Origin of the sequence: Chryseobacterium sp. MYb264 (assembly GCF_035974275.1) — a bacterium.
Lineage (GTDB): Bacteria > Bacteroidota > Bacteroidia > Flavobacteriales > Weeksellaceae > Chryseobacterium.
Window position 1 is genome coordinate 1336091 of record NZ_CP142422.1, and the last position, 21227, is coordinate 1357317.

At 38.9% G+C, this 21227-nt stretch carries 11 protein-coding genes and 1 tRNA gene; 9 read left to right on the forward strand and 3 right to left on the reverse strand.

All coding sequences use genetic code 11. From position 1 onward, the window contains the following. Positions 1–17: 17 nt before the first annotated feature. Genes VUJ46_RS05655 through VUJ46_RS05685 form a run of 7 tightly spaced genes read left to right on the forward strand, consistent with a single transcriptional unit; the run spans position 18 to position 12456 of the window. Positions 18–818 (forward strand): thioesterase II family protein, encoded by an 801-nt coding sequence (locus VUJ46_RS05655; protein WP_326984030.1) that lies wholly within the window; start codon positions 18–20, stop codon positions 816–818. 14 nt (positions 819–832) lie between these two features. Then, positions 833–4366, forward strand: coding sequence for an amino acid adenylation domain-containing protein (locus VUJ46_RS05660; RefSeq protein WP_326984031.1), 3534 nt, complete (start codon positions 833–835; stop codon positions 4364–4366). Continuing rightward, positions 4324–5466 carry a saccharopine dehydrogenase NADP-binding domain-containing protein gene (locus VUJ46_RS05665; protein ID WP_326984032.1) on the forward strand — a complete coding sequence of 381 codons (1143 nt, stop codon included), beginning with the start codon at positions 4324–4326 and terminating at the stop codon, positions 5464–5466. Before VUJ46_RS05660 ends, VUJ46_RS05665 begins: the two co-directional genes overlap by 43 nt. Before the next feature lie 10 nt (positions 5467–5476). Then, entirely contained in the window at positions 5477–6601 is a 1125-nt protein-coding gene (locus VUJ46_RS05670) for a Gfo/Idh/MocA family oxidoreductase (RefSeq protein WP_326984033.1), read from the forward strand. Positions 6602–6647: 46 nt separating this feature from the next. Continuing rightward, positions 6648–11060, forward strand: coding sequence for an amino acid adenylation domain-containing protein (locus VUJ46_RS05675; RefSeq protein ID WP_326984034.1), 4413 nt, complete (start codon positions 6648–6650; stop codon positions 11058–11060). Between the two features lie 3 nt (positions 11061–11063). Next, the gene (locus VUJ46_RS05680) at positions 11064–11741 is read left to right on the forward strand and encodes an HAD family hydrolase (RefSeq protein WP_326984035.1); all 678 of its coding nucleotides are present in this window, start codon (positions 11064–11066) and stop codon (positions 11739–11741) included. Between the two features lies 1 nt (position 11742). Then, positions 11743–12456, forward strand: coding sequence for a 4'-phosphopantetheinyl transferase family protein (locus VUJ46_RS05685; RefSeq protein ID WP_326984036.1), 714 nt, complete (start codon positions 11743–11745; stop codon positions 12454–12456). An 859-nt stretch (positions 12457–13315) separates the two neighbouring features. Here VUJ46_RS05685 and VUJ46_RS05690 read toward each other — a convergent pair. The 3 genes from VUJ46_RS05690 to VUJ46_RS05700 form a co-directional block, all read right to left on the reverse strand. Further along, positions 13316–13389, reverse strand: a tRNA-Arg gene (locus VUJ46_RS05690). A gap of 68 nt (positions 13390–13457) precedes the next feature. Then, the gene (locus VUJ46_RS05695) at positions 13458–15224 is read right to left on the reverse strand and encodes a TonB-dependent receptor (RefSeq protein ID WP_326984037.1); all 1767 of its coding nucleotides are present in this window, start codon (positions 15222–15224) and stop codon (positions 13458–13460) included. 112 nt (positions 15225–15336) lie between these two features. After that, the gene (locus tag VUJ46_RS05700; RefSeq protein ID WP_326984038.1) at positions 15337–18300 is read right to left on the reverse strand and encodes a tetratricopeptide repeat protein; all 2964 of its coding nucleotides are present in this window, start codon (positions 18298–18300) and stop codon (positions 15337–15339) included. 439 nt (positions 18301–18739) lie between these two features. Between VUJ46_RS05700 and VUJ46_RS05705 the strand changes: the two genes are divergently transcribed. Together VUJ46_RS05705 and VUJ46_RS05710 are read left to right on the forward strand one after the other, a co-directional pair. Beyond that, positions 18740–20410, forward strand: coding sequence for an APC family permease (locus VUJ46_RS05705; RefSeq protein ID WP_326984039.1), 1671 nt, complete (start codon positions 18740–18742; stop codon positions 20408–20410). A gap of 142 nt (positions 20411–20552) precedes the next feature. After that, on the forward strand, positions 20553–20888 hold the full coding sequence (locus VUJ46_RS05710) for a DUF962 domain-containing protein (protein WP_326984040.1): 336 nt from the start codon (positions 20553–20555) through the stop codon (positions 20886–20888). The last annotated feature ends 339 nt before the right edge of the window (positions 20889–21227 follow it).

The following is a 21227-nucleotide window of genomic DNA, read 5'->3' on the forward strand; positions in this document are numbered from 1 at the left end:
TTACAAATTAAAACGCTATGAATCATCTACAAAAATGGTTTCCCTTTAACCATAGAAAAATATTGGAAGAAAATGAAAAAGGAAATACCTTCCGCCATTCGGAAGAGCGAATTCAGGTTTTTTGTTTTCCTTCAGCAGGAAGCAGTGCAGGCCTTTACAGAGCCTGGTGCGAGGCTACTAAAAATAACGAGGAAATTGATTTTATTCCTGTAGAAATCCCCGGACGCGGAAATCATATCTCGTCGCCAGCCGCACGCTCTATTAATGAGCTGACCGAAGCTTTTTTAGAAGTATTTCCAGAGGTGGTACGTGCTCCTTATATTATTTACGGACACAGTTTTGGCGCGGCAGTCGCATTTCAGGTAGCTTATGCTTTGCAGGAAAAAGGTTTCCGGTTGCCTGAAAAACTGATTGTTGCAGGAAGACACGCTCCCCACATGAAAGATCCTAATCCTCTAAGCAGCACCAGCACAGATGCTGAAATCATTGAAGAGATTAAAAAGATGGGCGGTACTCCTGCTGCCATCCTGAATCATCCTGAAATGTTGCAGTTTACCCTTTCCCAACTGCGTGCAGACCTTCGCACCCATGAATCATTACGGTATGTAGGGCAACAGCTTCACATCCCTATTGAAGCCCACTGCGCCACACAGGATGATGCCCATAAAGCTATTGTGGAATACTGGAAAGATGTGACAACAGAGGAGTTTAAGATCAAAGAATTTGAAGGTCATCATTTTTTCATACAGGCATTGGGAAACCAATATCTGAACGAATTAATGGATACCGTTTACCAGACTAAAAAATCACTTTTCTAAATTTATTTAAACCTATGACAAACGAATCAACTCATTATAAAACAACAGCTCAGATGATTCATGACGGAAGTTGGCATGTGGAAAAATTTCACATTTCACAGGAATCATGGAAGCAGATCCTGAATAAGTCTGAGGAGCATCACTTACCCGCTGAGATGATGCTGGCTTTTACAGCAGCATTTTCTTTAAATACCTGGCTTGATCTTCAGGATCAGAAAGCGGGAGAACAGATGAATATCATCAGTAAAAATGATTTTACTTCTATTACGGTCAATCCTGTACATCCGGATTTTGGACAGCCCACAGATTTTCTGAAGCATTGCCAAAAGTTACAACAATCCGTTTCATCGGAATTCGGAAAAGCTTCTGAACTGCTTTCAAATCCATTCTCGGTCATTCTTCAGAACGGGTCTGCTGACTTTAGAATTCCTGTCCTTTCTTCCTCAGTTTTGATCACGATTACAATCGCTGAAGACATTCACATCGGCTGGTATGCAAATCCCGATTTTTTAAGCAGGAAAAAACTGAAAGCTCTGACAGAAACTCATCATAATTTAGCACACTGGATCTTAGAGGAAAATTGGGAGACCTCTTTCCCGGATCTTTTACCAAAAGACGAAAGAAAAGTCAGAAATGAAGTCAACCAGACTTCCACTGAAATAGAGTCAAAACCTATCCATCAGGCATTTTTTAATCATGCTTCAAAACATCCGGAAGACATTGCTCTCTATTTAGAGAACGGTGATTCTTCACCTATCAGCTATGGAAATTTGGCAAAATCAGCTTTACAATTAGCCCGAATTTTAAAAGATAACGGTGCAGATTCTCACAGTGGTGCGGCTGTTATTCTTCCCAAAAGCATTTCTCAAATTACTGCTGTAATGGGAATTTTAGCAGGCGGAACGCATTATATTCCTGTTGGTGTCGATCAGCCGGAAGCCCGTCAGGAAAAAATCTTCAAAAAAGCAGATATTCAGTTTATTGTGACTGATACTGCCGTACTTTCCTATTTTCCGCATCTTAAAAGTATTGCGCAGGAACTCAATATGATGATCATTAATCTTGATGAGATCTCAGACACACTTCCTTTAGAAGAGCCCATCAAACCCGAGGTTGAGCAGACTGCTTATATTATATTCACTTCAGGATCTACAGGAGAGCCCAAAGGAGTGGAAATTACCCATGTCGCCGCGTGGAATACCATTCAGGATATCAATACTAAATTTAATATTAATCCTAATGATCGTGCTTTAGCAGTATCTACACTCGATTTTGACCTTTCCGTTTATGATATTTTCGGTCTGCTCTCAGTAGGTGGTAGTGTTGTTCTTATCCGTGAAGAAGAAAAAAAGGAAGCATCTGTTTGGGCCAGGTTAATAGAAAAGTATAAAATTACTGTCTGGAATTCAGTTCCTGCCCTTTTTGACATGCTGCTTTTAGGCGCCTCAGCAGGCAATGACCTCTCTACCCTTCGCGTGGTTATGGTTTCCGGAGACTGGGTCGGACTGGATCTTATAGACAGGCTGAAAGAAAAATCTGAAAAGGCACAGTTTATCGCACTGGGAGGTGCTACAGAGGCTTCCATCTGGTCTAATTTTTTCATCGTCAATAAGGTTGACCCGAATTGGGTTTCTATTCCCTACGGAAAACCTTTGGCCAATCAGAAATACAGAGTGGTCAACCCTCTCGGTATGGATTGCCCTAACGGCGTTGCCGGAGAATTATGGATTGGTGGAAAAGGTGTAGCATCAGGCTATATAAATAATGCTGAGCTTACACAAAACCGCTTTGTGACGGCAGAAAATGAAAAATGGTATCGCACCGGTGATCTTGGTCGATATTTAAAAGATGGAAATCTCGAATTTTTAGGTCGAATGGATCATCAGGTGAAAGTCAATGGTTTCAGAATAGAACTTGGGGAAATTGAATCTGCTTTAAAGACATTTCCAGGAGTTGCCCAGGCGACAGCATCTGTCGTTTCCATCAACCAATCTTTACATCTGGCTGCCGGAATTGTAGCGGAGAAAAATCTTACTATTAAAGAAAAAAAAGGTGATGTTGTAACCACAGTTTCTACAGCTGCCCAATCGGAATATGAGCTTCAAAAACAGATGGTTGCCCGCTTCCTGTATGACTTATTGGATCTTTCAAAATATACGATATCCGTTCCATCAATCTCTTCTCTTAAAGATCTGAAATCTGAACTGATTATCACCTTAGGAATTGCTTCTGAACAGATTCCGATATTGGAAATGTGGCTGAACTGGCTTAATAAAGAGCATATTTTAATTGAAAAAGAAAATAAGCTTATATTCGAAACAGTATCGACTCCTGACAACAGTTCTTTCCTCCAGGACTTTACTGAAAAGCTTTACGAGCGGAAGCCAAGGATTATGCAGATGTTAAACAACGCGCTGCCTACCGTTTCTTTACTCGATGATGAATTGTTATCTCCTGAAATTTTAAGCACAAAGGATTATGGCACCCTGAAAGGAATTGAACAGACGGTTGAAAAAATCAAACAGCACGCTGAGAAATCTCAAAAAATATTAAAAATTGTCATTTTGGGTGCTCGATCCGGAATTTTAACCGAAAAACTTCTTCACGCTACTCGTCATCATACCATAGAATACTCGGTGATTGATGAAGGTCGTGCAATGGTTCGAAGCTGTATCAACCGATTATCTGAATCAGGATTTGCCGTCAATGGAATTGAACTGAAAAACAATCAGGTACCAGAAGAATATCTTTATCATTTTGATCTTGTGATCGCTATCAATACCCTTCATCGATTCCCTCAGCCTGAGCAGGGGTTATTCATCGGTCATTTACTTTTAAAAAATAGCGGAAGTCTTTTAGCCCTAGAATCTTCTCAGTTGATGCCTGTTGCACGGGTAAGTTCAGGAATTATTGATCAGGGATTCCGACATTTTGACCGTATTAGAAAAGAAGCCTACAGTCCGATGTTGGAAAAGGCATCCTGGGAAAATCATTTCCTTAATATGGGGTATACGAATGTCTCTGCAGAGGATATTCAGGATTCGTTTCATGTGCTTTATGATGCAGGCATTTCTAAAAACCGCCCTGAGCTGAAGGAAAAAGAAGTCCTTGCTCATATTCAGAAATTACTGCCAAAACATATGTTGCCTGAAAAACTGGTGATTCTTCCGTGGATGCCATTAAGCAATAACGGAAAAGTAGACCGGAAATCATTCACAGAACTGCTCAAAAGCATGATGGAATCTGAAGTAAAGAAAGATGCTGAAGATTTTGAAAAGCCTAAAGGAAATATAGAAGAACAAATCGCTGAAATATGGAAAGAGCTTTTGGCATTGGAAGAGATCGGAAGAAATGATGTTTTCTTTGAAATTGGGGGCGACAGCCTTTCTGCAACGCGTTTTCTTACCGAAACAAAAAAGCAGTTTGACATCAATCTTTCTCTGAGAGAACTGTTCGGAGCTACCTTAAAAGAAGTGGCTACAAAGGTGGAAACAGATCACATAAGATGGCAGCAGGAATTGGAAACCATGGAAATAGGAGAAATTTAATTATGATCGGAATAATAGGAGGATACGGAGAAGTAGGCCATCATGCCTGCCTTACGTTACAACAATATAATATCGGTCCTTTAAAAATCGGAGGCCGAAATCCTGAAAAAGGAAAAGCCAGACAATCGGATGTATTGCCCGGAGCAATATGGGAAAAAGTAGATGTAGAAGACGATAAGAGTCTGGCTGATTTTATGGTCGGCTGTGATCTTATCCTGAACTGCGCAGCCCCTTCGCACCGTTATTCCCGACGGATTGCCCAAATATGCGTACAACAGGGCATTCATCTGGTAGATGCGGGGACAGATAATGATTATCACAGTAATCCCATCGATAGCGGAAATCAGATCATCGTATATGCAGCCGGGGCAACTCCGGGTTTTTCGGGACTTTTTCCTGTATGGTTCGGAAAGAAGTTTCAGAAAGTGCATTCGCTGCTCAGTTATTATGGGACTTCAGGGCAGCTTTCAAGAGCCGGAGCCGAAGATTATCTGGAAGGATCCCTGCATTCCAACAATATTCCGCGTGCCGCCTGGCGAAATGGAATTGTTCCGAATGTATTATTAAGAAAAAGCGGAGTCACGCTTCCTTTTTTTCCGGGAGAGGTTACCTTATTTCCTCTTTTTGATGATGAAACTACTATCGTAGCTCAAAGACTTGAGCTTGATTATGGAGAATGGTACGCTGCAGTAGAGGGAGAAAAATCCATTGCTGCCTTAGACAGCGCAAGCTTTGAGTACAGAACAAATCCTGAGGCCATGATCGAAAAACTATGCTTCGTTGTAGAAATGGATACTCTGGGAAGAAGCCCGTATTTTATTCTGATGGTTCAGCTTACGGGAGAAAAGGAGGACGAAGAAAAAGTGCAGACCGCTATTTATGAGGTGGGGCAAATCATTCCTTTTTGCGGAAAAATGGCAGCCGTCATTGTAAAAACAATCTTGGACGGCAAGGTAAAACCGGGACTGCATCATACCGCTTCCATTGAAGATACAGACTATGTGATGGAGCATTTGGAAAAAACAGATTCCCGCCACAGCATTCAGATTATCGATTATTCTGTTGAAGAACTTTCAGTAGAGGAAGAAGGAACATTATAAAATGTAAAAAATGAATACAAAAAAACAATATACATCACAAAAAATAAGAACCGTCGTTATCGGCTCCACTTTCGGGCAGTTCTATCTGGAAGCGTTGAGCAATCTTTCGGATGATTTCGAAATTGTTGCCCTGATTGCCAGCGGAAGTGACCGTTCAAAAAAATGTGCGGCGGCATACGGAATTCCTCTTTTAAATGATATCAAAGAGCTTGATCCCAATGATATTGACCTCGCCTGCATCATCCTCCGCTCGGGAGTGATGGGCGGTAAAGGAACCGAATTTGCGCTTTACTGCATGGAAAAAGGAATTCACGTGATACAGGAGCACCCTGTTCACCACAATGATCTCGCTTCATGTCTGCGAGCTGCCAAATCCAATAATGTTCATTTCATCACAGGCAATCTTTACGTACATCTTCCGGCTTTTAAACGTTTTGCAGAAGTTGCGCAACATCTTTTCGAAACCGGAAAAGTAGCTTATCTCGATATAGCACTTGCTACACAGGTATCTTTTCCTTTGGTACAAATGATGATCGACCTGCTTCCCAATCCGAGACCTCTGGAAATACGACAGGTTATAAAAGATTCGGGACCGTTTCAGGTTTTAACTGGTGAATGGGGAGGCATTCCTCTAACCCTAAGGGCTCATAATGAGGTAAACCCTAATGATCCCGATAATCATCAGCATTTGCTGCATACCATTTCCATCGGCTGTTCGGGAGGAACTTTGTCTCTTACCGATACCCACGGGCCAGTTGTCTGGAAAACACAGCTTCATATTCCGCATAATGAACTGTTAAGAAATGTCTCTGCTGAACATCAGCTGGATGAAAAAAGCACCCTGATTTTGGGGCCTGAATTTCCACCCACTTATCAGGAGATCCTTCAGAAACAGTGGCCGAGAGCTATCGGAAAAGACCTCATCATGATGAAAAACCTGATTACAGGAAAAGAAAAGCCCGAGCAAAGGGCTCATCTGGAGCTGCTATGTTCGCGCCTGTGGCATGATCTTACCCACGCATTAGGATCTCCCACTTTAAGACCTGATACCTCATACGAAAAGATTGAAATCAGCACCCTGATTGAACTCGCCGGAAAAATCCCGGCAGAACCTGAGGAAATATGCATTTCCTGATCAGAATTTCAATCGAATATCAATTTAACAATCTACTATTTTTTATATGATAACTTCTATAGAATCAGTTGATGTCCAGGAACTCATGAATACTTTCAGAAAAAAGAAAATTCAACTCTGGACAGAAGAAGGAAAATTAAAATTCAAAGCTCCGAAAGGAGTGATGGAACCACAGGATATTGAATTACTTAAGGCACATAAAACCCAGATTCTTGAATTTCTGGAATCTGAAAACAGATCCGTTACTATTCAGAATGATCTTGCCAGCCGCTATAGCCCGTTTCCGCTTACCGATGTGCAATCGGCCTACCTTTTAGGAAGAAATCCAGGATTCAGATACGGCGGGGTGGCGTGTCATCTTTATATGGAAATGAAATACAGTGATCTGAATCATGATCTTGTAGAAAATGTATGGAACCGCCTCATGGAAAGACATGAAATGCTAAGAGCTACCGTAAGCAATCATGGATTTCAGACCATTCACCAGAAAACACCGCGATTTGAGGTACATTATGAAGATGTTTCACTGTTGCCAACGTCCGGGCAGAACTCTGCTTTGAATAAGGTACGAGATAGGATGAGCCACCATGTATATGATACGGAAAAGTGGCCTTTATTTGACATCGCCGTTACCACCACGACCCGATTGGATAACAAAAAGGAATCTGTGCTTCATTTCTCCATGGAATTTCTAATTGCAGACTGGATCAGCATGTGGATGCTCATGGCAGAGTTCGAAAAATTGTATTTCAATCCGGAAACGGAGCTTTCTCCTCTGAGCCTAAGCTTCAGAGATTACGTCATTGCTGAAAGAGGAGTCCGTGAAACTCCCGCATATTCCAAAGATAAAAATTACTGGATGAACCGTGTCGCGACACTACCGGCAGGCCCTATTCTTCCGGTCTCCCGCCGTGAAGATATTTCTTCTAATCATTTCACCAGAAACAGTACCCTTATTGAAAAAGATAAATGGGAAAATTTTAAAACGATTGCTCAATCAAACGGAATTACTCCAACCTCCGCTGTTGCTGCGGTATATGCTTCCGTATTGGAACGATGGAGTGAAACAGCACATTTCTGTCTAAATCTTACCGTACTCAACCGTATGCCTCTTCATCCCGAAGTTCATCAAATTGTGGGCGATTTTACCTCAGTCAGTCTGCTTGAAGTAGATTATAGACAGCCAAAGACATTCTCTGAAGCAGCGAAGGAAATGAATATTCAACTTTTCGACGATCTTGACCATCCTTTATTTACCGGAGTTGAGGTACTAAGGGAAATGACGAAAAAACAACAGAACGGAAGAGTTCTTTTACCGGTCGTTCTTACAAGTGCAATCGGGCTGTTGGATACCGGAGAAGGATCAGGATTAAAAGGGCAAGTGGGAGATTATAATATCAGCCAGACCCCTCAGGTATTCATTGACTGTCAGGTTGTGGATACTGCACAGGGACTTTCAGTCAATTGGGACACCCGCGACGGTATTTTCCCCGAAAAAATGATCGATGATATGTTTTCAACTTTTGAAAACCTTCTTAATGAACTTTCAGATCATCCTGAAGCATGGCTGAAAAAAGAGTTGGTTTCGTTACCTGTAAGACATCAGGAAGAAAGAGATCTTCTTAACCACGAACCGCAGGTACTTCCACAAATGCTTCTTCACGAGCCCGTCATCAGAAACTTTAGAATTAATGGAAATAAAACGGCTATAATCGATCAATATGGTTCATTCAGCTATCAGGACATCGAACAAAAGGCTGCTTCCGTAGCTCTGCAGCTGAAACAATTAGGTTTCAGTCCGAAGGATAAAGCAGCGATCACTCTTCCCAAATCTCATCATCAGGTAAGTGCCGTTCTTGCAGTACTGGCTCTGGGTGGAATTTATGTTCCGATAGATCTTAATCAGCCTGCTCAAAGAAGGCAGAAAATCATCGCCAATGCCGGAATTCAATATATTCTGACCTCCGAGGAAATCCTACAGGAGGAGAATGGGATTAATGATAGCGTTAATAGAATCGCTGTTGATGCATTAAAAAGCAATACCGAAATACATTTAGAGACCATTTCAGCAGATTTCACTAAAGATCATAATGCTGCAGCGTATATCATCTATACTTCAGGTTCTACAGGAGCGCCTAAAGGCGTTGTAATCTCTCATTCAGGCGCTTTGAATACGATAGAAGATATGAACAGACGCTTTGAAATTGATCAGAAAGATTCTGTTCTGGCATTATCACAGCTCGGATTTGATCTTTCGGTTTATGACCTGTTCGGAATCCTGGGGAGCGGAGGAACCATTATTTATCCTGATCCCGACCGTCAGCGCGATCCTTCCCACTGGCTGGAACTGATGCAAAAAAATAAGATCACGGTGTGGAATACGGCTCCAGCGCTCATGCAGATGTTCGTTAACTTCCTCGAAAATGAGAAACAGTATATCCCCCACCTCAGGATCTCTTTCAGACTTGCCTTTTTATCAGGAGACTGGATTCCTCTGAATCTTCCGGATACCCTGAAAAAACTTGTCCCTTCTATACAGCTGATCAGTCTTGGTGGTGCTACGGAAGCTTCGATTTGGTCTAATTTCCATATTTATAAAGGACTTCAGCCGGACTGGAACAGCATTCCTTACGGCAGACCGCTTTCAAATCAGGGATTCCGTATCCTTGATGAACAAATGCGCGACTGCCCGGAATGGAAATCAGGAGATCTTTTTATTACCGGAAAAGGTCTGGCTTTAGAATATTTTAATGATGCTGAACTGACGCTGGACCGCTTTTTCCCTCACCCTTCCGATGGTGAACGCATGTACAAAACGGGTGACCTGGGAAGATATATGCCCGGTGGTGAAATTGAGTTTTTAGGAAGAAGAGACAAGCAGGTTAAAATACGAGGTCACCGCATTGAACTCGGAGAAATTGAATCAGCATTAATGCTGCATCCAGAGGTTTTCCATGCCGTGGTGATTGCTAAATCTCCTTCTGAAAATAGCAGGATAAAAAATTTATTTGGCTTCATTGTAACTTCAGGGAAACAGGCGGATTCAACTCCAACTTCTGATCTGTCGAAGTTTTTAGCTGAAAAATTACCTTCATACATGATTCCGACTCACCTTCAGAAAATTGATACAATCCCCGTAACCGTTAATGGGAAAGTTGACATCAAAAAACTGGAGTCTCTTTGCATTATGGAAACCGCTCATCACAAAGAAGGACATCAGAACTTTAAAGATGAGCTTGAAAAAATGATCCACGACCTCTGGAGCAGCGCTCTTGGGGCAGATCATATTGATCTTTATCAGAACCTTAACGATTATGGAGCAGATTCTCTGATATCGGCACAGATGGCAGGAAAGCTGCGTGATATTTTTGCTGAGAAAGGACAGAGTAATCTGACTTTTGATTTGATTTTAAGGCAAATTCTGACTTCTCCTACTATTGCAGAATTATCTGATTTCTTCAGGGATCAGGAACAAAACTCGAAAGGTTCTGAACCGACTAAAAAACCACATAAAGCCTCACGTATAGGAACATTAACCCATTTTGGCGGCGATTCCTCAGAAATCCACCGGATCATACTTCATGCCGGCGGAGGAACTCTGGACCGATACAAACACCTGATCCGGGAAATGGTTAATCAGGAATCCGGAGCCGTTTACGGAATTTCGGTGGGCGATTTTGAGGGATATTGTGCGATAGACAGTGAACAGCTGTTAGAACGTATTGCCGACGATTACTGCGCTTCCATCCTTGAAAACGGAGTGCGAAAAGTACAGCTGATCGGATATTCCATCGGAAGTATGATCGCGGTTGAAATGGCAAGACGACTTAGCGAAAAAGGAATTGAAGTAACTGATCTCTGCATTATTGATGCCATCAGGGTTCCTTTCAAAGTGTATGATGATCTTTTCATAGAATTCCGTTTTCTTCCGAATTTAGGAATTACTCCTGCTGATGCCGGTTTTGGTGAAATGAACGGATCTGTTTTTATGGAATGGGTTACGAAAACCCTTCAGGAAAATAAGAATGAGCTTCCCGAAGGTGCTATTTTTAATATGCAGGATAACAGTGATTTAATTCAGGTAAGTTCTGTTTTCACAAAGATGAATTCCGTCACGCAATCTGAACGATTTGATGCCTATCTGCAAGCGATGAAGCGACTTTCTGATCGGGAAATGCCAAAAGAATTGCTGGAAAGGACGTTTAACACCTTTGCTCAGAACTTTAAAGCATCGCGCTTTGTCTCACCTCCGTACTTTGGTGATATCCGTTATTTTAAAGCGAAGGATCAGCGTACGACAACGGCTACAGGAATCAATGACGATATTCTTGAACTGTGGTCTGAAATAAGTTTGGGAACACTTCATATCACCGATATCGAAGGCGACCATCTTGGATGCGTAGGTGAAGAATATGCTCCTGATCTTGCAAAATATTTAAATCTCTTTTCCAAAGCATAGTATATGAAAAATTTACCTGAAGGGCTGGAAGCTGCTTATTTTGACGTAGACGGTACGCTGAGTAAAAGTAATATTGTGAATCCCCTTCTTTATATTAAAAAAATGGTAATGTCGCGCTCCGGATATATGATCTGGAGGGCGGTACTGCCGTTTCGTTTTCTCTACTGGACTGTACTCGACAAGATCAGTCGAAAGAGGTCTACAGCCGCTATTTACAATCAGTATAAAGGAATTTCTGTCGAAAAAATGAAACTGTTAATACCCGATTGTTATCATCAACAATATCAAAAGAAGCTGTTCACAAAAGCGATTGAAGTCGTTCGTTCTTTACAGGAAAAGGGTATTCCTATCGTGTTGGTATCGGGATCTTTGGATCTGTTTTTAAATCCTTTAGCTAAAGAATTTGGTGCTGAATTACTTTGTTCGAGCCTTGAAGTAAAAAACGGAATGTACACAGGAAAGGTAAAAGGTCCGGTCGTATCGGGGATTCAAAAAGCAGTGATGATTGATACGCACGCCAGTAAAAATAAGATCAATCTGGAAAAGTCTATTTCCTTCGGGGACTCGGCGGATGATCTGCCTATGCTGCGATCTGTAAGATATGCAGTGGCTATCAATCCTGATAGAATTCTTACGCTTGCTGCTGAAAAAAATCAATGGAATATTGAAAAATGGTTCTGATATGAAAATATATGCTGTAAAAATTGATCAGAATTTCGCTGAAAATCTGATCCGGGAGTTGATGCCGTATGTTTCTCGTGAAAAACAGGAAAAAATAGGTCGTTTTCGAAAACCGATAGACTCGCTGAGATCTCTTTTGGGAGATCTTATTATCCGGTTGCTTTTATGTAGCCATTACGGTTTTCAGAATGAGAAAATCAGCTACGAATATGGGCAATACGGAAAACCTTTCCTCTCAGAATCTCCCCATCTTCACTTCAATATTTCCCATTCCGGAAATTGGGTGATTGGCGTTGTTGCGGAGCATAAAGTGGGTATTGATATTGAAAAGATAACCGATATGAAACCGGAACTTTGCTCATTAGCCTTTACTGAAAAGGAAAATGAAATGCTCCAAAAGCTTTCTCCCCAGGAAAGGAAAAAAATGTTTTTTGAACTTTGGACAGTGAAAGAAAGCTATATAAAAGCGACGGGAAAAGGGCTCTCTGAGGGGCTTAATACACTTGAAGTTATGAAAGAACGAGACCTTATCCGCATTCAAAAAGATGGCAAAAATACAACCTCTTATTTTGAAACCTTTGAAATGATCGGAGGGTATATGATCTCCTTATGTTCATTCTCCCTTATTTTTAATAAAAATATTGAGCTGACAACTCTGGATAGCTTCATGAATCAGGTACAGTCAATTTTCAAACCTACAATATTCAAAGTGTGAACGGTTCATTCTATTCAAATTAAAAAATGCCGGAAAATGTTTTGTTTTCCGGTGTTTTTTTGCTTAGACGCAATGGCTTTTTAAGTGAAATCACATGGTTTATATTGATAATGCTATTGATTTTCCTTCTCTGACAGTTCTTTGTAGCCTTATAGAAGTGGATACAGTGTCGCGAAACCTAAAGAAACAATTAAATAAAAAACGGATCAGTTTCAAAACTTTGGAAGAAATTGTTTGCATGTATTTTTTGCCACGAATGTACCAATATTTTTATTTCCCATAGATTGATATGATTGTCGTTGGTGGGGCTATTTCTGTTGGTTTTTCGCAAAGTCGCAAAGATATTTTTTAATACTCTATGTTTTTAAGACGCAAGGATTTTATCAAAGATAAAATTGAGGGCAGCATATTATGGCTACGAATGCACGAATATTTTTATTTCCCGCAGATTACTCAGATTTCGCAGATTTAGAACAAATCAGCAGAAAATCAAAGATCTTCAAAAACTTAGTTGCACTTCTACGCAGCTTAATATTAAGCTTAAATAACTAAAGTGTTAAAAAGCTTTTGTGACTTTTGTGGTTAAATTTTAGCTACGAATGCACGAATATTTTATTTCCCGCAGATACACAGATTTTAACAGATGATGATGCCGATTTTTTATTGCTTAAACTTTGGTGTTCAATATTTAAAGTGTAAGGAAAAAAACTGCATCATTTGCAAAATCTGCGAGAGTAGCAAAAAACGTTCTGATGAGTTAAACTTTTTGCTTAGTCCCCAAGTTTTGATACTGATCCCATTTAAGGAATAAAAAACAAAAAAGAGAAAATGTAATATTACAAATTCTCTTTTTATGAAGTGACTTCGGAGGGGTTCGAACCCCCAACCCTCGGAGCCGAAATCCGATATTCTATCCAGTTGAACTACGAAGCCATTTTCATTAAGTAATGAGTAATTGATAATAAAAATATTGCTCATTATCAATTACTCATCATTCATATTTAGAAAGTAATCTTCACACCTCCCAAAATCTGTGCACCAAGAACTTTATATCCTTTGTACGTTTGATATTTTGAGCTTGTAAGATTGTTTCCGAGTGCGAAAATACTAAAATTTTTGTGAATTTTATACTCTGCTGAAAGATTTATATCTGCATACCCCCCCACTTTATCATTGGTATTCTCTGTAGACTGATAAAGCATAGGTGCGCCAACTCCTTCAATAGCAAATGAATTAGCAGTTCTGTCGCTGGCAAAAATCCCTTTAAAACCAAGCAATAATTTTTTATCAAACATGGTGTATTTTGCACCGATACTGGCATTCAGCAACGGAACATTGTAGATATTTTCGTAGTTTTTAAGGTCATATTTGGTGAAACCAATCTCTCCGTCGATGATTAAATTAGCCAAAGGGAAATACTGTAAATTCGCCTTGATATTGCTTACATTTCCATCATCATAAACGGCAGAGAATGTATTGGCAAAGTTGTATGCAGAGCGGTTTAGCGTATAATCATTGGTGAAAAGATCGTTTCCTTTAAAGAACATCACATCACGCATTTTTGCATATCCTGCAGAAATGTCATATTTAAACATTTCATCGATATCACCTCTTAAACCAACATAAAAATGATACTTCGTTTCCGTTGGTTTCAAATATTGGTCAGAAAGGATAAACGGGTTCTGCTGAAGTAAATCACTGTACGTATTCAGTTTTAAACCTCCGTCAATTCCTGCGTAAAATTTAAATCCATTTGCTGCTGCCAATTGAAATTCTGCTTGAGGAAACCAATAGGTCTTGTTATTCTTCAACTGTTCAGATAAAATAAGATTAGAATTTTTAGCATTCAGGAACGAGAAAGAAGAACCAACCATCAAATAAGACTCTCCTTTTCTGAACGTTACCTTAGGCGCTAAATTCATATTGAAAAAAGTGGACGAATTTTTATTTTCCAATGCAAAATCTGTCTTCACACTTTCTAATCCAACCCCCAAATCAGCATTTAAATTAATACCTGATTTTCCTAATTCTACAGCGTGTTTTGAAAAATTAGCTAATATAGAAACCTGATTTTCCTGCGCATCAAAATGATCGTTTAAAAATGAAGATTTTACCCTTACATCATTTAAAATTTCATTAGAATAGAAATCATAATATCCATTGACTTTAAACTGATTCACTCTCTGATCCAAATCTACATCTGCTGAAGGCTGTAAAGCATAGATTCCATAATATTTATAGCTATCCAGGCCATATTCGGCATTTAAATTAAATTTTCCTTTATCTCCGTAAGAGTTTAAGAAAGCTCCAATTTTAGTTGAGCTTTGCTTAGAATCCCAATCATATTCTTTTTTCAGACCTTGAGTAGATAGAAAATGAGCATCTAATCCCACTTCAAGTTTATTTTTCAACGTTTTGGAAATATTGGCATCACCTAAAATTTTGCCATAATTTCCCATTCCGAACTGCACATAATTATTCTGGGCACTACCTTCAAATTTCGGAGTTACATCTTCGCCCTGAATGGTTGATGTTTTGAAATCAGAAACCGCAGGAACATCTGTAATGGTATATTTTACAGGATTCTGAGACTTCTCTTCCGGCGGATAATTCTTAATGGTTTCTACAGAAGTTTTCTTTTTTTCGATCTTCTTCACTTCCGGTTCTCTTTTTTTAGTAAGAATCAGTTTTTCTTCTTTGATCTGGGAAAACGCCACCGACGAAAACCCTAAAAATATGATGGATAATAATTGAATTCTTTTATTCATTACTTTTTGTATTAATAATGTACCAATTTATTGATATACCAATCTGGTAATGTATCCAATCGTTTAAATTGGTAAACTGCTACATTTTTAGATTGATACATTAAATATAATTTTACTTTTTAATCGCCTTCTTTACTTCTTTCGCTTCTGCCACAATTTCAGGAAAATCTTTATAATTTTCTATGATTTGATCGCAGGTATAACTCGCCTGATAATTGTCTTTCAATCCGACATAGTTTTTCGCCATCAGCACCAATGCTTTTGCGCCCCAAAACTCTTCTGAAGCATAATTATTTGCCAGTTTAAAGATGGTTTCGTTGGAAGATTTGAAAGCTTTTCCTTTGTTCTGATAATATGCTTTTGCATAAAGTGCTTCTGCTGCGACCGAAGTGTTAGAAGATTTTTCAAGAGAGGTATAAGCTGCTTGTGCCTCTTTATCTTTTCCTGCATTCATAAGACTTCTCGCCTTGATTACTTTTGCTGTTTCAATTACCGCTGCCGAGTTTTTATTATTAGCAATTACCGCGTCTGCCAGTTTTTCAGCCTGAGAGAAATTCTTTTCATCAGCATAAATTTTCATCAACTCTACATTAGCATAATTTTTAATGCTGATATTAGATGAATTTCTGATGTTTTCAAGATATTTTTTCGCTTCATTATTATCGCCCTGAGTAATATAGATCTGGGCAATACGAGTCTGCGCGTCATCCTGATAATCGTTCTGAACGCTTGCTACTTCCTGCAATACAAGTAATGCTTTGGTTGTATTTTTAGTTTGGTAATAGCTTTCTCCCAGCTCATATTTAGCCTGATAAAGACCTTCGCCTGTCGGGTTTTGTGTTAAATATTTCTCGTAATAAGAAATTGCGTTTTTGTAATCTTTTTTAGCAAAATATTGCTTCCCTGTAGAAAGGTTGATCTCATCGATTTCAGCCGCATCTACGTTTACCCCAGCATTTCTTGCGAAACTTTCATATCCGGCAACATCTCCGCTTTTCGTAAAGATTGGTTTTGCAGCCTGAACAATTTTCTCTGCGTATGCCGTATTTTTATACTGCTCACCCAACGTTTTCAATTCAGACAACGCTTTATCATTCTGATTCTGATCGATATAATTCTGCGCTCTGTAAATAGATGCATTGGCTATCAAATCTTTGTCAGAAGACGTTTTAATCACTTTTCCGAAGAAGTCGTTTGAATTGGTAAAATCATCCTGAGCCGCGTAAGCTGTTCCTATTTCATATTGAGCATCATCATAATATTCTGATCCCGGATATTTTGATAATAAATTTTTAAGGTTGGTAATTTTCGCCTGGGTATCTCCTTTAAATCCTAAAGCCATTGCTTTTTGGTATAAAGTATAATCTGTTGCATCTTCATTTTTATCGTAGATCGCGATGGCTTCATTCAGATTATTGTTGGCATAATTAATATCTGCTAAACGAAGCTCAGCATCATTTTTAAACTCAGGTTTCGGATTGCTTAGATATTGTTTGAAATACGTTTCCGCCTGATCAAATTTTTTAGATTTAAAATAAGCATACCCCAAATCGTAAGGCAGTTGCTGTTTTTCAGGGAATGTCTGATTGATCAGTTTTTCATAACGTGCAATTGCGGAAGGATAATTTCCTTTTTGATAATAGACCTGACCCAGCCAATACAACGCTCGGTTGTTGAATTCTTTATTAATATTAAAAGCTAAGCTTCTCAGGAAATACTGTTCCGCTTCGTCATAATTTCCTTTGTTAAATTCCTCTGTTCCCAATAAATAAGAAACTTCCTGATCCACTTTATCAATGTCAGGAGATGAATTCTGAAGTCTGTCGATTGCGTTTAGCGTTTCCTTATAATTTCCGGAATACAGATAGGATTTCACCAAAAGCGATCTCATCTCAGGAGAATTCGCATCATTTTGGTTTTCATTGATGTATTTTTGAATCACCGTCGATGCGCTTTCAAACGGGTTTCCGATGTCGTAACTCAATTTAGCATATTGTTCATGCGCCAGTTTTTTTACCTTCGCATCATAATCCATCTGGTAAGACGAACGGAATGCCGATAATGCTTCCTGCTTTTTATCAACTGCTAAATACGCATTTCCAAGCTGATAATAGGCATTTTGAGCCAATGCAGAATTGCTGTTCAATAATTGGTTGTAATAAGAAACCGCTTCATCATATTTTTTAAGCTGAGCCGCCACAAATCCTATCTCGTAAAGGTCATTTTCAGACGGATTCTGCTGAACGTTCAGATAATCTTTCAAATGAGGATATGCCGAAGTATAATCCTTCTTCATAAAATAACTTTCCCCGATGATCTTGTGGACTTCCGCTTTGTAAGAATCTGAAATACTTTCGTTCAGCAAAGCATTTCCCTCAGAAATAGCCCTGTCATAATCCTTATCATTATAATACATCTGAACATAGTAAGGACGCACCAGTTTAGAATATTTCGGCTGATCTTTTACCGAATCGAAATACTGAAAAGCCTTATCATTCTGTCTGTTCGAATAATAAAGATGTCCCAGCATATACGCAATATCTCCTCTCTGAGAATCGTCAGCCGTTTTATAAGCTTCTTCCAGGGCATCTGTTGCGCCTTTAGAATCCCCCATCATAAATTTAGCATATCCCAATTTCAGAATATACTGTGTATTCTCTTCTTTTGAAAGCTGATATTGGTTTACTTTTTTCAAAGTTTCCAACGCTTTTTCAAAATCTTTTTTAGCTAAATAATAATCCGCCAACGGTAAATTTGCCTGCGCAAAATAGGCCGAGTTCGGATATTCTTTGATGAAAGCAGTTAACCCTTCTTCCGCGTGATTTTTCTGAAGAATAACACCTATCACATTATCAAAAAACTGCGCAGCTTCTTTTTTCGAGCGCGACAGATTCTGGTTATAGAAATATTGTCTTGCATACTCGAATTGGGAAGCGTTGTATATTTTAGTCTGATAAAGATTTTCTGCCAGATTGATCCTGTAATTTTCCTTTTGGGTAAAGTATTGTGACTGCTGAGCTTCGGATACACCGAAATACAGCACCGCAGTCGCTAGAAGTATTTTTCTTGATTTCATTTAATTTTAAATTTTAAAACGTGTAAGCCTGAAAATCAGGACCAAATATTTAAAATTCCGGGGACAATTTATCCACAATTTAAAAACGAAAATATTGAAAAGATATTGCATATACAAGCGTTTTAACACATTGTTGATAAGTACATTATTTTTTAAGATTTGTTAACTTTTCGAATCACATCCGAGGACGGCAGATCAAAATGGGAACCATCAACAGAAACTAAAAAAATAAAAAAGTTATAAAGTGAAATGGATATTTTAATAAAAATTAAAAAAGATGATAAGAAGATTATGAGAAAATAATTTCATAAAACCTTAAAAACCAAAATCATCAATTAGGTATAATTTAATGTTTTGATAAGCTGATGGTAAAGAAAATCTAAATTATTTCTTAGAAATAATTACTTTTGTTTTTTGCAAAAAACAAATATAGAATTGAATGAGTCAACTTTTTAGAAGAAAAATCTATTCAGAAACAGATACATCTACCAATCTGCTAAGGGTTTTGGGTGTTTGGGACATCGTATTTTTTGGTATTGCGGCCATTATTGGTGCCGGCAGTTTTAGTAGTTTGGGAGAAGCCGTTTTCAGAGGAGGGCCCGGTGTAATTCTGCTATATTTGATCTGTGGCTTCGCTTGCGGTTTTACAGCACTTTGCTATGCGGAATTCGCGAGTAGAATTCCCACGGCAGGATCTGCTTATACCTACGCTTACGCCAGTTTCGGTGAACTAATTGCCTGGATCATCGGTTGGGCACTCATCATGGAATACTCTTTTGGTAATATTTATGTGGCCTTTTCATGGTCGGATTATTTTACAAGCTTCCTGCATCGTTTGGGTATGCATATCCCGGATTATTTAACCTGCAGTTATACCGAGGCCAAAAAAGCCATCATGAACGGTTCCGAAAACAAAGAATTGCTTAACGCATGGAAATCAGCACCCATTATCGGTAACCTGAGAATTATTTTTGACCTTCCGGCACTGGTGATCAACGGATTAATAACCTGGCTGTGTTACATTGGCGTAAAGGAAAGCAAAAATTTCAACAACTCTTTGGTCATCTTAAAATTGGCTGTTATTATCTTAGTCGTCTTAGTGGGATTTTCATACATCAATACCGAAAACTGGACACCTGTCAGTCTGGAAACCGGCACGCCTTCATTTATGCCTAATGGTTTTGTAGGCGTAATGAGTGCTGTTTCGGGGGTTTTCTTCGCCTACATCGGTTTTGACGCGCTAAGCGTGCTTTCTGAAGAAACAAAAGATCCTCAGAAGACTTTACCAAAAGGAATGATTATTTCTCTGGTGCTGTGTACGTTTATCTATATCGCTCTAACATTGGTATTAACCGGAATGGTAGATTACAGAAAATTCGATGGCGTGGGTGATCCGCTTTCTTTCATCTTTGAAAAAGGCAATGCTAATGTTGCCTGGATGGAACTTACCGTATCATTTATAGCCATTGTTGCCATCACCACCGTATTATTGGTTTTCCAGATGGGACAGCCAAGAATCTGGTATGCGATGAGCCGTGACGGACTGATGCCTCAGCGATTTCAGTCTGTTCATCCAAAATATAAAACACCTGCTTTCGCTACAATTGTGACAGGTATCGTTGTGGGAATTCCTATCTTATTTACAGATAAAACCTTTATCCTTGATTTTACCAGTATAGGAACCATTTTTGCTTTTGTACTGGTTTGTGCAGGAGTTTTAATGCTTCCGCCGAAGGAAAAAATCAAAGGAAGATTCCACCTTCCATATGTCAACGGAAAAATTATTTTCCCCATCATTTTCATCGGTGGATTAATTGCTTTTTACTATTGGCAACCTGAGTTTTTCCATAATCTCATGGACTGGAAAGACCCGAAAGAGGGTGAGTTCAGAGCTTCTATTTTCTTTTTTATCTTAATTAATTTAGCTCTTTGCCTCTGGACTTTCATTAAAAATCTATCTTTAATTCCATTGATTGGATTAAGCTCATGTTTATATCTTTTAACGGGAATGAGCCATGAAAACTGGTTCTGGTTCGGACTTTGGTTCGCCATTGGATTGGTCATTTACTTTTTCTACGGTTATAAAAACAGTAAGCTGAATAAGGCGTAAAGTCTTTATCAAAAATAAGCGAAATCGCGAAAAGACAGCAGCAAATCATCACGTATTTGCGAATCTGTTTTTTCGCGATTTTTGTTTTTATTTTGGCGAACTTATTGCTTTAGCTTTCAGGAACTTTAAACTGAAAAACGCCATGCCTGAAAGAATAAAAACCTTCAAAGAATTTTATCAATTCTATCTTACCGAGCATAGCAAAACCGGAACGCGTATCTTTCATTTTCTGGGAACCCTGCTCGTATTTTTCGTGATCGGATACGTAATAAGCTCAGGAAAAGAACGGTTCCTGTGGTATATTCCTATTTTCGGGTACGGGTTTGCCTGGTTCAGTCATGCCGTAATTGAAAAGAATAAACCTGCCACTTTCAAATATCCGCTATGGTCATTAATTTCCGATTTCCGACTGTTTTTTGAACTATTGATCGGAAAGCAAAAATTTACGGGAATGCCGGTGGAGAAAAAATCTGAATAGTTCCCTTAATGACTCTGTTTTTTTGACAAAAAACTCTTGTATCTTCAAGGTTAATGCAAAGATTATATTTATTGAATATTTTATATCATTTAATCTTTGAAATTTCCTTTAAATTATGTAACTCCTTCAGGGCTATAACATCATTGAATACGTATTCATCGGATTTCACCCGACACTACTTGCATTTAATTCCTTTGGGGGTTTTAAGGCAAATTCAAAAAAACAGTATTATTTAAGGGAGTAAAGTGAAGCGATAAAGTCGCTCATGAAGCGCTTCTTCAAATCAACTTGCTGATTCTTCTTTACTCCCCCAAAATACTCAGTTATTTAAGATAAAAC